A 14011-nucleotide genomic window follows, 5' to 3' on the forward strand; every position below is an offset into this window, starting at 1 on the left:
ATATGCGGCATCGGGCTCCGCCGCGCGAGGGCCCTCTCTTCGTGTCGTCACGTAGGGATTCCGCACCCGGAGGGCGCTTGGATGAGGCCTGGCACGGGATGGCCGAAACCCTGTCCACGCGACTTCCGGATACCGAAGGGCGGGCGGACGCTCTCCACCCGGGCGGCGCTCGGGGCGACGCCGAGACGCCGGCCCCGATGGACCCTCGACGCGGCGCCGGCCCTCGCGTGATCCACCGCGTGCCGAACCGCTCGGCCGGGCGGTCGCCGTCGGGTCGAGGCTGAACCCCCCACGCTCCCAGGATCGGAGCCGCGACGGAGAAAGGTGCCCGGAGCCGGACTCGAACCGGCACGCCCCCGAGGGGCAGCGAGGTTTAAGCTCGCCGTGTCTGCGTTCCACCACCCGGGCTGGCGCGCGGCTCCGCGTCGGGACTTGACCCTATCGGGGGGCGCCCCCCACCAGCGGAGCAGTAGCGCGATGTTGTCTTATTTTATTGATCGCTTGATGGTGCGTCAGGCCGTGTCCCAGGGGCATGACCATGGACCCGACCCGATCATGGTCCCTCTCCCCGGCGAACGGGATTGACGGAAAGTCGCCGCACTCTTACGGACCAATCCGCCGGACTTCCACCACCGTTCGCCAGGGCCGCGCCACCCCTGTCCCTCCCTGGTCAGCCGGTCACGTCGTCCACGCGTCGTTGACGCAGCGCAGCACCGGCTTCCGGGTGAGGGCCTCCGGATCGTCGAGGCGGGCTCCGGTGACGCGGAAGACGGTGGTTTCGCCGGGCAGCAGGGTCAGGAGCATGTCGTCCACCCGGGCCGCCGGGTCCAGCCGGTCCGGGAAGAGCGCGAGGTCGCGCAGGAGGGTGTGGGCGGTCACCCGCACCTCGTAGCCGGCGGGGTCCCGGGGGTCCGGGGCGACGGTGGCCGTCCAGCGGGCCGGGGGCAGGTCCACGGCGGGGTCCTCCGCGTAGAACTCCACGGTCCGCACCTCCCCGAGCCGCACCACCAGCAGCTCGCGCGACGGATCGGAGGGGGTGACGACGGACGGTGGGAGGGGTACGCGGGTGACGCCCCGGGCGGCCGTGGCGACGGGCAGCCGTTCCTCGGCCAGTACCGTGCCGTCGAGCGCGTGCCGGGTCAGGTGGAGGGTGCCGCCCCAGGGCCCGGCGGCGTCGTTGACGAGGTGGAGGGTGGCGTCGCAAAGGACGGCGAGGCGGTCGGCGTAGACCGAACGCAGGGCGTACCAGAGGGGTTTGCGGCGACCGTCGCCGTCGAGGGCGGACCAGGAGACGACTGGCCAGCAGTCGTTGAGCTGCCAGACGATCGCACCCATGCAGTACGGGGTGTTCGAGCGGAAGTGGCGGATGCCGAAGGCGACGGCGCGGGCCTGGTTGAGCTGGGTGAGCCAGTGCCAGTCGTCGAAGGAGGCGGCGCCGGTACCGCCGGGCTGCGGGAGGTGGTCGCCGAGCCCCCGCAGCAGCTTGGCGTCGCCGTCCTCGGCTTTCTGGTGGTGTGTCACGTACGGTGCGTCGGGTGCGAGTTCGCCGCTGATCGCGCGTCGCAGGGTGGCGTACGCGGGCGGGCCCTGGAAGCCGAACTCGGCGACGAAGCGGTGCGCGTGGTCCGCGTAGTGGCGGTAGTCGACCCGGTTCCACACGTCCCAGAGGTGGACCGTGCCGAGGGTGGGCTCGTTGGGCGGGAGTCCGGGCGATCCGGAGTAGGGCGAGCCGGGCCAGTAGGGGCGGGTGGGGTCGAGTTCGGCGCAGATCGCGGGGAGCAGTTCGTGGTAGTAGCCGTAGCCCCAGGTGCGGCTCCCGAGTTCCTTGGCCCAGCCCCAGTCGGCGTGGCCCTCCAGGTTCTCGTTGTTGCCGCACCACAGGACGAGCGAGGGGTGCCGGGCGAGGCGGGCGACGTTCTCGCGGGCCTCGGCGGCGACCTCGTCGTACAGCGGCTGCTCCTCCGGGTAGGCGGCGCAGGCGAAGGGAAAGTCCTGCCAGACCAAGAGGCCTTTCTCGTCGGCGAGTTCGTAGAAGTCGTCGCTTTCGTAGAGGCCGCCGCCCCAGACCCGGACGAGGTTGACCCCGGCGGCGACGGCTTCGTCGAGCCGGTCGGAGAGGTGCTGCCGGGTGGTGCGGGAGGGGAAGCAGTCGTCGGGGATCCAGTTCACGCCCCGGACGAACACCGGCTCCTCGTTGACGGCGATCCGGAACGCCTCGCGCTCCAGCGCGACCGTGCGGAAGCCGGTCCTGCCCTGCCAGGCGTGGCCGCCGAGGCGGACCTCGACGGCGTACAGCGGCTGTTCGCCGTGACTGTGCGGCCACCACCGTTCGGCCTGCGGGACCGGCACCACCAGAGTCGCGGTCGTCTCCCCTGCGGGGACGGTGAACGTGTGGCGTTCGCCCGCGACTTCGGCCTGCGCGGTGAGCGCTCCACCGCCCTCGCCGCCCTCACCCCGGCGGTCCACCGTCAGCACCACCGAGAGTCTCGGAACGCCGTGCGGGTCCACGTCACCGAGCAGCTTCACCCCGGCGATCCGGGGGCCGGTCCAGCTCTCCAGCGCGGCGGGGCGCCAGATGCCGGAGGTGACCAGGGTGGGGCCCCAGTCCCAGCCGAAGTTGCAGGCCATCTTCCGGATGAAGGCGTACGGCTCCGTGTAGGCGCCGGGGCGGTCGCCGAGCCGTTCGCGGAGCGCCTCCGCGTAGGCGTACGGGGCGGTGAAGCGGACTTCCAGGGTGTTGGCGCCCTCGCGGAGCAGGTGTTCGGCCGGGAAGCGGTAGGAGCGGTGCTGGTTGGCGGTGCGGCCGAGTCCGGTGCCGTTGAGGGTGACGGTGGCGACGGTGTCGAGGCCGTCGAAGCAGAGGTCGGCGCGGCGGTCCCCGGCGGCCGGCCGGTGGAAGGTGGTGCGGTACGTCCAGTCGGTGCGGCCGATCCAGCCGAGCCGCTTCTCGTTGTCGTCCAGGTACGGATCGTCGATGAGCCCGGCGGCGAGCAGGTCGGTGTGGACGCAGCCGGGGACGGTGGCGGGTATGCCGTCGGCCGGGAAGGTCAGCGGGACCGGCCCGTCCGGGCGCAGCGTCCAGCCTTCGGCGAGGGGCAGTCGGTGCAGGGTCACGCGATGGTCCTTCCGCAGTCGGGGAGTCCGGCACAGGCCACGTAGTGATCGTCTTCCGCCTGGTGCAGCCCGCCGGTGCCGCCCGGATCCGGGGAGCCCCGGTGGTACGCGCAGCTCTCCACCGGTTCCGGCGGGTCCCAGGGGGTGTTGAGCCGGGGCACGGCGGCCAGCAGGGTCCGGGTGTACGGGTGCAGGGGGTTGCCGAACACCTTCTGGGTGTCGCCGCGTTCCACGACCCGGCCCCGGCGGAGCACCACGGTCCGTTCGGCGAGGTAGGTGCCGAGGGAGAGGTCGTGGGTGATGTAGAGGACGCCGAGTCCGCGTTCCTTCAGTCCGGCCAGCAGGTTGAGGACGTCGATGCGGGTGGACGCGTCGAGCATGCTGGTGATCTCGTCGGCGACGAGGAAGCTCAGGTCGAGCAGGAGGGCGCGGGCGATGAGCAGGCGCTGCAGCTGGCCGCCGCTGAGCTGGTGGGGGTAGCGGCCGAGTACCTGCCCGGGGTCGAGGCGTACGTCGCGCACGGCCTTTTCGACGCGGTCGGCCCACTCCCGGTCGGGGACGCCGGAGTGGTAGGCGCGGCGGATCATGTCGAAGACGCGGTCGGCCTTGAAGACGGGGTTGTAGCAGGAGAAGGGGTCCTGGAAGACGCCCTGGACGCGTCGGTAGAAGTCCTTGCCCGGGCGGACGGGGGCGCCGTCCAGGGTGAGGCTGCCGCCGGAGATCTGGGTGAGGCCGAGGATCATGCGGCCGATGGTGGACTTGCCGCTGCCGCTCTCCCCGATGAGGGAGACGACTTCGCCGGGCGCCGCGTCGAAGGAGACCCGGTCGACGGCGGTGACGGAGCCGCCGCCGAAGGCGCCCGCGCGGTAGGTCTTGGTGACTCGGTCGAGGGTCAGCATCATGCCTTCCAGCACGCGACGGAGTGACGGGGGGCGATCTCCACGACCGGCGGCTCCTCGGCGCAGCCGGCGTCGGCCAGCGGGCAGCGGTCGCGGAAGCGGCAGCCGGCCGGCGGGTCGAGGAGCGACGGCGGGGAGCCGGCGATGCCACTGAGCGGGCGGTCGCGGTGGCGGACGCCGACCTCGGGGAGCGAGCCGAGGAGCATCCGGGTGTACGGGTGGCGGGGTTCGGAGGTCAGGACCCGGGTCGGCGCCTTCTCGGCGAGCTTCCCGGCGTACATCACCATGATCGAGTCGGCGATGTGCGAGGTCAGGGCGAGGTCGTGGGTGATGAAGAGCATGCTGGTGACGAGGCCCGCGTCGCGCAGTCCGGTGAGCGCGGTGACGACGGCCTTCTGGGTGGAGACGTCGAGGGCGGAGGTGACCTCGTCCGCGATGAGCACCGAGGGGTCGAGCAGCGTGGAGATCACCATGACGGTGCGCTGTTTCATGCCGCCGGAGAGCTCGATCGGGTAGCGGTCGAGGACGTGTCGCTCCAGGCCCACCAGGTCGAGCCTGCGGTGGAGTTCGGCGGTGTCCACGCTCACTCCGCGCGAGGCGAGGAGTTCGCGGATCATGCGGCCGATGCGCCGGGTCGGGTTGAGGGCGCTCATCGAGTACTGCGGGACGAGCGAGATCCGGTGGAAGCGGAAGGCGTTCATCGCCCGGTCGTCGGCGATGGGTACGTCCTCGCCGTCGAGGGTGACGGTGCCGCCGGCGTGCCGCATCCGGCCGTCGAGCCGGATCAGGGACTTGCCGAGGGTGGTCTTGCCGCAGCCGGACTCGCCCGCCAGGCCCAGGATCTCGCCGTCGGCCACGTCGAAGCCGACGCCGTCCAGCGCCCGGACCTCGCCGCGCAGGGTGCGGTAGTGGACCCGCAGGTCGGTGACGGTCAGCGTCATGTGCTCAGGACTCCCTCAGCTTCGGGTTGAAGACCTCGTCGAGGCCGACGTTGGCGACGTAGAGCGCGCCGACGATGGCGGTGATCCCGGCGCCGGGCGGTACGAACCACCACCACATGCCGAGCTGGAGCGCGCTCCACTGCTGGGCGCTCTGGAGCATCAGGCCGAGCGAGACGCCGCCGGTCGGTCCCAGGCCGATGAAGTCGAGCGAGGAGGCGATGAGGACGGAGCCGCCGAAGAGCAGGATGAACATCATGAAGAGGTAGGAGCTCATGTTGGGGGCGATCTCGCGGAACACGATCCGCCAGGTGCCGTTGCCGCTGAGCCGGGCCAGGTCCACGAACTCGCGGGTGCGCAGGGTGAAGGTCTGCGCCCGGATGGCGCGGGCCGCCCAGGGCCAGGAGGTGAGCCCGATGAACACGCCCTGTACGGGCACGGAGCGCACCCCGAGGTACGCGTTGATGATGAGCAGCACCGCGAGCGCCGGGATCACCAGCACCACGTTGGTGACCATGGTGAGGAGTTCGTCCAGCACCCCGCCCCGGTAGCCGGCGAAGAAGCCGACGAGCATCGCGACGACGGCGGCGATGGCGCCGCCGACCGCGCCGACCAGGAAGGTGGCGCGCAGTCCGTGCACGAACTGCGCGTACACGTCCTGGCCGAAGGTGGTGGTGCCCATCCAGTACGTGGAGTCGGGCGGCGCGGCCTGGGGGCCGCCGTAGGCGTTCGGGTCGGTGGTCTCCAGCAGCGGTGGGCCGAAGAGCCCCACGGCGAGGAGGAGGGCGACGACGGTGAAGCCGATGAGCAGTTTCGGGTTGCGGACGGCGTAGTGCAGGGTCTCGCGCGCGGGGCCGACCGCCTTCTTCTCCAGGGGGGTCGCGTTCTCCAGGGGGGTCGCGGCGGGTCCGGTGTCGTTCCCGGCCGGTCCGGGCGGTGCGCTCATGACTGGCCTCCTGCCATGCCGGTACGGGTGCGGGGGTCCACGAGGACGTACACGACGTCGATGACGAAGTTGGCGATCAGCACGCCGATGACGATGAAGAGGAAGGCGCCCTGGAGCAGGAAGAAGTCCTGGTTCTGGATGGCGGCGAGGATGAGCGAGCCGAGCCCGGGATAGGCGAAGACGATCTCGGTGACCAGCGCGCCGGCGACCAGTACTCCCAATTGCAGCGCCAGACCCGTGACTTGGGGCAGCACCGCGTTGCGGAACGCGTAGCGCCGGATGAGCCGCTGGGGTGCGCCGAGAGCGGAGAGGTACGAGGAGTAGTCGGACTCCAGCTCGTAGATGATCATGTTGCGCATGCCGATGGCCCAGCCGCCGAGCGCGACGAGGAAGAGCGACAGGAACGGCAGGACCCAGTGGTGCGCCAGGTCGGCCACGAAGTCGAGGGTCCAGCTGGGCTGGATGTCCAGGCTGTAGCCGCCGGAGATCGGGAACCATCCGGCCTTCGAGCCGAGGGCCCAGGCGAGGATCACGGCGATCCACATGTACGGCATCGCGGTCAGCAGATAGCCCGCCGGGAGCACGGTGTTGTCGAGCACCTTGCGGCGGGCGGCGAGCGCGCCCGCCCAGTTGCCGACGATCCAGCTGAGCAGCACCGCCGGGACCATCAGCCCCAGGGTGTACGGGAGCGCGTCGAGCAGTACGTCGGAGACGGGCGTCGGGAACACCCAGACGGAGATCCCGAAGTCGCCCGTGAGCAGGGAGCCCCAGAAGTGCAGGTACTGCTGCCAGACGGGTTCGTCGAAGCCGAAGAGGTTGTTGTAGTAGGCGTGCATCGCCTCGGCGGCCTCCGGCTGGGAGACGCGCGCGCGGGAGACCATGGAGGCGACCGGGTCGCCCGGCATGAAGCGCGGGATCATCCAGTTGACGGTGACGGCGACGACGAAGGTCAGCGCGTAGACCAGGAGTTTACGGGCGAAGTAGCGGCGCAAGGGAGCTCCCGTCGGGGTGCCCCGCCGGGCGCGCGCGTGTCAGGGCGGCGCACCCGGCGGGACGGTCTGGGGGCCGGACGGCGGCAAGGGGGCCGGGCGGCTGGAGGGGGCGGCCGTCCGCGCGAGAGTGGCGGACGTCCGCGCGGAGGGGGCCGGTACGGGAGCCCGTGGGACCTCCCGTACCGGTCCTGCGGCGGGGGCTACTTCGCCGGCTTGAGCTGGGTCAGCATCTCGAAGCCGCCCATCTCCAGCCAGTTGCGCCAGAGCGCCGGGGCGTAGGTGGGCGCTCCCGGCTCGTCCGAGGGCCAGTTGGTCCAGGTGCCGGTGGTGGACTGCGACCAGAGGCCGTTGTACCAGAGCGGGATGATCGGCATCTCGTCCAGCTGGATCTTCTGGAGCTTGCCCGTCACCGCCTTCATCCCGGCCGCGTCGTCGGTCGGCACCGCGCCGAGCTGCTGGACCAGATCCCACGCCCGCTGGTTCTCGTACCGTCCGAAGTTCACCGTGTTCTGCTGCTTCTGGACGGGGAGTTGGAACATGTACTCGTAGTACGTCCACGGAGTGTTGGACAGCTGGCGGTCGTTGTTGATGACCAGGTCGAAGTCGCCCTTGGCACGCTGCTCGCTGAGCGCGTTCTGGTCGGGGAACTCGGTGGTCACCGAGATGCCCGCGGACTTGGCGCCTGCGGCGATGACCTTGGCGGCCTCCATCCAGTCGGTCCAGCCGGTGGGCACGGCCAGTTTGAGGCTGATCTTCGAGCCGTCCTTGTTCTCGACGAGCCCGTCGCCGTCGGTGTCCCGGTACCCGGCGTCGGCGAGGATCTTCTTGGCGCCCGCCGTGTCGTGGGAGAACCCGTCCGAGGCCACCACGCCCTTGTCGATGTAACTGTCCCACTGCGGGAGCAGGCCGGTCGGGTCGGCCTTCTTGACCAGGTCGCCGTAGACGCCCTTCACGATCTTGTCGATGTCCACGGAGGCGGCGAGCGCCTTGCGGAAGGCGGCGTCGTCCAGGGGCTTGCGGGTGGTGTTGGGCACCAGCCAGGCGGTGTTGGCGGAGAGCATGTAGGGCGGCTGGTCGTAGTACGAGACGACCTTCTTGGCCTTGACCAGCGAGGAGGCGCCGGGCAGGAAGTTGTTGCTCAGGTCGAGCTGCCCCTGTCCGAGCTGGCCGATGACGACCTCGTTGCTCGGGTTGGAGACGTCCACGATGTAGCGCGGCGCGGGCGTCATGCCGAGCGCCTTCGTGCCCCACCAGGTGTCGCGGCGCTGCCAGACCACCCGGTCCTGGGACTTGCTCTTGAGGGTGTACGCCCCGCTGCCGACCGGCTTGTCGTTGACCCCGTTGAGGATCTCCTCCTCGGACCGGCCGCTCCACACGTGTTCGGGGACGATCGCCCGGCCGTAGAGGGTGAAGTCCCACTCCTGGTAGTGGGCCGTCTTGAAGGTGAAGCGGACGGTCGTGTCGTCCACCGCCTCGGCACCGGAGAGCCAGCTCCACAGCGAGTGGAAGGAGGAGGCCTCGATCTTGCCGAGGCCGTAGGAGTACGCGACGTCCTTGGCGGTGAGCGGCTCGCCGTCGGACCAGGTGATCCCGGGCCGCAGCTTCGCCTCGTAGGTCTTCGCGTCCTTCCAGGCGCCGGACTCGGCGAGCCAGGGGGTCAGCTTCCCGGCGTTGGGGTCGAAGTGGAAGAGCGTCTCGTAGACCAGCCCCTTGGTGCCGGTGGCGTGGTCCCAGTCGCGCAGCGGGTTGTAGTTGGCCGGCGGCCCCCACTGCGTACCGGTGGTGTAGAGCGTCTCGTCGCGCGGTAACGCCCCGCCCTTCGCGCCGCCCGCACCCTTGCCCGTCGCCGGGCTCCCTCCGGTGCACGCGGTGGCGGTGAGCGCGATCACGGCGAGTGCGGTGGCGATCCGCACCCGGATACCCGTCCTCATAGCCCTTCCTCTCCCCGCCGTCCCTGCGAGCGGAGTCACTGAACCGGGTAAGTGCCGTGAAGGTATGGGGGCCCAGAGGCGCTGTCAAGGCTTTGCGGGAGCGCTCCCACCCTTGCCGCGTAGGGGAGTTGACGGTACGTTCGAGACAAACGGAAGGGGATTCGAGGGCGCCCGTAAGGGGTGGGGGCGCGGCGATGCGGAAGGGAGCAGGAGCTACGATGCCGGTCGATGCGAACCGGTTAAGCGAGGTCCCTTTGCCCAAGAACCGCCCGACGATCGCCGACATCGCGCTCCGCGCCGGGGTCTCCAAGGTCGCGGTGTCCTACGCGCTCAACGACCGTCCGGGGGTGTCCCCCGCCACGCGTGCCACCATCAAGGCCATCGCCGAGGAGATCGGCTGGCGGCCCAACAGCGCGGCCCGCGCGCTCACCCGCGCCCGCGCGGACACGGTCGGCCTCGCGCTCTCCCGCCCCGCCCGGATGCTCGGGGTGGAGCCGTTCTTCATGGAACTGATCAGCGGGATCGAGAGCGAACTCTCGGACGGCGGGTGCGCGTTGCTGCTCCAGATGGTGAGCGGTCCGGCGCACGAACTGGAGGTGTACCGGCGCTGGTGGGGCGAGGGCCGGGTGGACGGCGTGTTCCTCGCCGATCTGCGCGGGAGGAGCGCCGTCCACGGCGAACCTGACCCGCGCGTCACGGGGGTCGCCGGGCTCGGTCTCCCGGCCGTCGCGATCGGCCACCCCTCGGCGGCCGGTGCGCTGGCGGCGGTCTGGTCCGACGACGCGGCGGCGCTCCACGACACCCTGACGTACCTGCACGCGCTCGGCCACCGCCGGGTGGCCCGCGTCGCCGGGCTGGCGGAGCTGGCGCACACCCGGCTCCGCGACCGGGAACAGCACCGCGCGTGCGCCGAACTCGGCCTGGAGGCACCGGTGGTGGTGCACACCGACTACTCCGGGGACGAGGGCGCGCACGCGACCCGGCGGCTCGTCAGCGCACCCGACCGGCCCACCGCGATCATCTACGACAACGACATCATGGCCGTCGCGGGGCTCTCCGTCGCCCAGGAGATGGGGCTGGACGTACCCGCCGACCTCTCGCTCGTCGCCTGGGACGACTCGCAGCTCTCGCAGGTGGTCCGGCCGCCGCTGACCGCGCTGCGGCGGGACATCCCGGCGTACGGGGCGCTGGCCGCGCGCACCCTGCTGACGCTGATCGCGGAGGGTGCCGCCGAGTGCCGCCAGGAGACGACCGCCCGTCTCGTACCGCGCGGCTCGACGGCACCGCCGCGCTGACCGGCGCGCTGACCGGGCGTGCTGACCGGGCGTGCCGATCTGCGGCCGACCGGCGGCCGACCGGCACGCGATGTCTGCGGCCGACCGGCGGCTGACCGGCACGCGATCCGCGGCCGGTCTTCGCCTGACCTGCCGGAACGCGGCGCGGTCCCGGAGGCGTACCGGCTGCGGGGATGTCATACCGGAGGAGGAGGCGGGTCCCGCCCCGGTGCGACTCAAGTCGGCACCCGAACGGGCACGGGGACTGACGACCGGGGCGTGGGGGACACGGAGGATGTAGGAGTCCCCTGAGACCTCCGGGTGCCGTCGGCCCTGTCGGCCGCGCGGTCGGTCCGGTCACGGGGGCGTCCGGCCCCGCGGCCCCCCGGCTTTCCACCCCCGTGTCCCTCAGGAGCGTCCCTGTGACCACCGCACCCCCCGTCCCCCGTGCCACCGGAGTCGCCGCGCGCGCCACGGAGCTGTCGAAGGTCTACGGCCAGGGCGAGACCCGGGTGGTCGCCCTGGACCGGGTCTCCGTCGACTTCCCGCAAGGCGAGTTCACCGCGATCATGGGGCCGTCCGGCTCCGGCAAGTCCACGCTGATGCACTGCGTGGCCGGGCTCGACACCTTCAGCTCCGGGTCGGTGCGGATCGGCGAGACCGAGCTCGGGTCGCTCAAGGACAAGCAGCTCACCCAGCTCCGCCGGGACAAGATCGGATTCATCTTCCAGGCGTTCAACCTGCTGCCGACGCTGACCGCGCTGGAGAACATCACGCTGCCGATGGACATCGCGGGCCGCAAGCCCGACGCCGCCTGGCTCCAGCGGGTCATCGACATGATCGGGCTCGCGGACCGGCTGAAGCACCGCCCGACGCAGCTCTCCGGCGGCCAGCAGCAGCGCGTCGCGGTCGCCCGCGCCCTGGCGTCCCAGCCCGAGATCATCTTCGGCGACGAGCCGACCGGAAACCTCGACTCGCGGTCCGGCGCGGAGGTCCTGGGCTTCCTGCGCAACTCCGTACGCGAGCTGGGCCAGACCGTCGTGATGGTGACCCACGACGCGGTCGCCGCCTCCTACGCGGACCGGGTGATCTTCCTCGCGGACGGCGCGGTCGTCGACGAGATGGCGCGGCCCACGGCCGACGGCGTGCTGGACCGGATGAAGGCGTTCGACGCCAAGGGCCGCACCAGCTGACCCGGGGCCGGGCCCACCCGCGGCCCGGGCCCGTACTCCGTTCCGCCCCCGTCCCCGGGCGTGCCTCGCCCTCCCCCGGTCCTCCCGGACCTCATCCCAGGACACACACATGTTCCGTACCGCCCTGCGCAATGTGCTGGCGCACAAGGCCAGGCTGTTGATGACCGTGCTCGCGGTCATGCTCGGCGTCGCCTTCGTCTCCGGCACGCTGGTCTTCACCGACACCCTCGGCAACGCCTTCCGCAACCAGTCCGCCAAGAGTTACGAGGACGTCGCCGTAGCCGTCTCGACCTCTGCCGGCCGCCACGACGGGAGCGCCGCCGGCATCTCCGAGGCCACCCTGGACAAGATCCGGGCGCTGGACGGCGTGGCCGGGGCGACCGGGCGGGTCTCCGGTTTCGCCGGGGCCGCCGGTCGTGACGGCAAGCTCATCGGCGACGGCTGGTCCACCAACGGCGGCAACTTCGCCCCCGGCGAGGACGGCCGGGACCCCTCGTACACCTTCACCTCCGGCGACGGCCCGGTGGAGGACGGTCAGATCGCCCTGGACAGCGCCTCCGCCGGCAAGGGCGGCTACCACGTGGGCGACACGGTGCGCGTGGCCACCAACGGGCCGGTGAAGGAGTACGTCCTGACCGGCGTCTTCACCACCGAGGACGGCGCGGTCAACGCGGGCGGCAGCCTGGTCCTCTTCGACGGGGCCACCGCGCAGCGGCTGTTCCTGCGGGCCGGCGAGTTCCAGGAGGCCACGGTCACCGCGGCCCCCGGCGCCTCGGACGCGAAGCTGCTGGCCGAGGTGAAGACCCTGCTGCCGAAGGGTGCCGAGGCCCGTACCGGGCAGGCGCTCGCCGACGAGCAGGCGAAGCAGATCGAGGACGGGCTGGGCAATCTCGACACGATCCTGCTGGTCTTCGCCGGGATCGCGCTCTTCGTGGGCGTCTTCCTGATCGCCAACACCTTCAGCATGCTGATCGCCCAGCGCACCAGGGAGCTGGCCCTGATGCGTGCCGTCGGTGCCTCCCGCCGGCAGGTCAAGCGGTCGGTGCTGATGGAGGCGGCCGTGGTGGGCCTCATCGCCTCGGCGATCGGCTTCGCGCTGGGCGTCGGCCTCGCGACGGGGCTGCGGTCGGCGATGAGCCTGATCGGCGGGAAGATCCCGGCAGGTCCGCTGGTGATCGCCCCGGGCACGGTGCTCGCCGCGTTCGCCGTGGGGGTCGTGATCACGGTCCTCGCCGCCTATCTGCCCGCCCGCCGGGCCGCGAAGATCGCGCCGGTGGCCGCCATGAGCAGTGTGCACGCGGCGGCGAGCACCCGTTCGCTGGTCGTCCGGAACTCGATCGGCGGTGCCCTCACCCTGCTGGGCGCGGCCGGGATCGTCGGCGGCGCGGCCTCGGCGGACGGGAACGGCCGGAAGCTGATCGCGGCCGGCGCCTTCCTGGCGCTGATCGGGATCATCGTGCTGATCCCGCTGCTGTCGCGGCCGGCGATCGCGCTCGTCCGCCCGCTGCTGACCCGGGTGTTCGGGGTGTCCGGGAAGCTGGCCGCGCAGAACGCGGTGCGCAACCCGCGCCGCACCGGCGCCACCGCCTCCGCCCTGGCGATCGGGCTGACCCTGGTCACCGGCATCTCGGTGCTGGGCGTCACCCTCGGGCAGGCGGTCGACCGGATGACGACGGACAACATCAAGGCCGACTACCTGGTCTCGATGGCGAGCGGCGACGCGCTGGACACCTCCGCCCTCACCGCGCTGCGGAAGGCGGACGGCGTCACCGCGGTCTCCCCGCAGCAGGCCAACTGGCTGACGGTCGGCGGCAGGCACCACGCGGCGTCCGGTGTCACCCCGGGCGACGTGGAGAAGCTCTTCGCGCTCAGGCTGGTCTCCGGCTCGCTGGACTCGCTCGCCGACGGCCGGATCGCGGTCGACTCCGACACCGCGCGGAAGAACCACTGGAAGACCGGTGACACCCTGCCGGTGACCTTCGAGGACGAGAAGAAGGGCGAGGCGACGATCGGGGCGGTCTACGAGGCCAACGAGTTCCTCTCCCCCGTCCTGCTCCCGGAGGACCTCGCGAACGCCCACACCCGGGTCGCCGACATCCGCGAGATCTGGCTGACGACGGACGGCGGGGCCTCCGAAGCCAACGAGCAGGCCATCGTGGACGCGCTGGGCGACAACCCGGCGATGAGCGTGAGCGACCGGCAGGACATCCGGGACATGTTCGGCGGCTTCGTGAACCTGGCGCTGAACATCATGTACGGGCTGCTGGCGATGGCGCTGCTCATCGCGGTGCTCGGGGTGGTCAACACCCTGGCGATGTCGGTCTTCGAGCGCAAGCAGGAGATCGGGATGCTGCGGGCGATCGGCCTGGACCGCGGCCGGGTCAAGCGCATGATCCGGCTGGAGGCCGTGGTGATCTCGCTCTTCGGCGCGGTGGTCGGCGTACTCCTGGGGACGTTCCTGGCCTGGGCGATCGGCCGTACGATCGCCGCCGCGATCCCCCAGTACGTACTGGTCGTCCCGTGGGGACGCATCGGGATCTTCCTGGTGCTGGCCGCCCTGGTGGGTGTCCTCGCCTCGCTCTGGCCGGCCCGCAGCGCCGCACGGCTGAACATGCTGACGGCGATCAAGACCGAGTGACGGGGCTTCCGTCACGGAGAAGGGCCTCTTGACCTGGAGGCCCTCGGGGCCGGAGACCGCGCGGGAAGCGGGCTCCGGCCCCTGGT

Annotated in this window: 9 protein-coding genes and 1 tRNA gene; 3 read left to right on the forward strand and 7 right to left on the reverse strand. The window is 71.4% G+C overall.

The genetic code is table 11. From position 1 onward, the window contains the following. Positions 1-325: 325 nt before the first annotated feature. From OHT52_RS10465 to OHT52_RS10495, 7 genes are all read right to left on the reverse strand, one after another. Positions 326-408: transfer RNA gene (locus OHT52_RS10465), tRNA-Leu, on the reverse strand. 270 nt (positions 409-678) lie between these two features. Continuing rightward, positions 679-3114, reverse strand: a complete 2436-nt coding sequence (locus OHT52_RS10470) for a glycoside hydrolase family 2 protein (protein WP_328719862.1) — start codon at positions 3112-3114, stop codon at positions 679-681. Beyond that, complete coding sequence (locus tag OHT52_RS10475) at positions 3111-4028, reverse strand: ATP-binding cassette domain-containing protein (RefSeq protein ID WP_328719863.1); 918 nt, start codon at positions 4026-4028, stop codon at positions 3111-3113. The genes OHT52_RS10470 and OHT52_RS10475 overlap by 4 nt, the downstream gene beginning before the upstream one ends. Next, positions 4013-4954, reverse strand: a complete 942-nt coding sequence (locus OHT52_RS10480; RefSeq protein ID WP_328719864.1) for an ABC transporter ATP-binding protein — start codon at positions 4952-4954, stop codon at positions 4013-4015. The genes OHT52_RS10475 and OHT52_RS10480 overlap by 16 nt, the downstream gene beginning before the upstream one ends. Before the next feature lie 4 nt (positions 4955-4958). Next, on the reverse strand, positions 4959-5897 hold the full coding sequence (locus OHT52_RS10485) for an ABC transporter permease (RefSeq protein WP_328719865.1): 939 nt from the start codon (positions 5895-5897) through the stop codon (positions 4959-4961). Continuing rightward, positions 5894-6889, reverse strand: a complete 996-nt coding sequence (locus OHT52_RS10490) for an ABC transporter permease (RefSeq protein ID WP_328719866.1) — start codon at positions 6887-6889, stop codon at positions 5894-5896. The genes OHT52_RS10485 and OHT52_RS10490 overlap by 4 nt, the downstream gene beginning before the upstream one ends. A gap of 200 nt (positions 6890-7089) precedes the next feature. Next, a complete protein-coding gene (locus OHT52_RS10495) occupies positions 7090-8820 on the reverse strand; it encodes an ABC transporter substrate-binding protein (RefSeq protein ID WP_328719867.1) in 1731 nt (576 codons plus the stop codon). A 254-nt stretch (positions 8821-9074) separates the two neighbouring features. Between OHT52_RS10495 and OHT52_RS10500 the strand changes: the two genes are divergently transcribed. From OHT52_RS10500 to OHT52_RS10510, 3 genes are all read left to right on the forward strand, one after another. Beyond that, a complete protein-coding gene (locus OHT52_RS10500; protein WP_328719868.1) occupies positions 9075-10115 on the forward strand; it encodes a LacI family DNA-binding transcriptional regulator in 1041 nt (346 codons plus the stop codon). Between the two features lie 401 nt (positions 10116-10516). Next, entirely contained in the window at positions 10517-11287 is a 771-nt protein-coding gene (locus tag OHT52_RS10505; protein ID WP_328719869.1) for an ABC transporter ATP-binding protein, read from the forward strand. A gap of 109 nt (positions 11288-11396) precedes the next feature. Continuing rightward, the gene (locus OHT52_RS10510; RefSeq protein WP_328719870.1) at positions 11397-13925 is read left to right on the forward strand and encodes an ABC transporter permease; all 2529 of its coding nucleotides are present in this window, start codon (positions 11397-11399) and stop codon (positions 13923-13925) included. Positions 13926-14011: the final 86 nt, after the last annotated feature.

This window comes from Streptomyces sp. NBC_00247 (assembly GCF_036188265.1).
Lineage (GTDB): Bacteria > Actinomycetota > Actinomycetes > Streptomycetales > Streptomycetaceae > Streptomyces.

Excerpts from the sequence above, each read along its gene's own strand:
- OHT52_RS10480 (WP_328719864.1), bottom strand. The coding sequence starts at position 4,954 with ATGACGCTGACCGTCACCGACCTGCGGGTCCACTACCGCACCCTGCGC.
- OHT52_RS10485 (WP_328719865.1), bottom strand. The coding sequence starts at position 5,897 with ATGAGCGCACCGCCCGGACCGGCCGGGAACGACACCGGACCCGCCGCG.
- OHT52_RS10495 (WP_328719867.1), bottom strand. The coding sequence starts at position 8,820 with ATGAGGACGGGTATCCGGGTGCGGATCGCCACCGCACTCGCCGTGATC.
- OHT52_RS10510 (WP_328719870.1), top strand. The coding sequence starts at position 11,397 with ATGTTCCGTACCGCCCTGCGCAATGTGCTGGCGCACAAGGCCAGGCTG.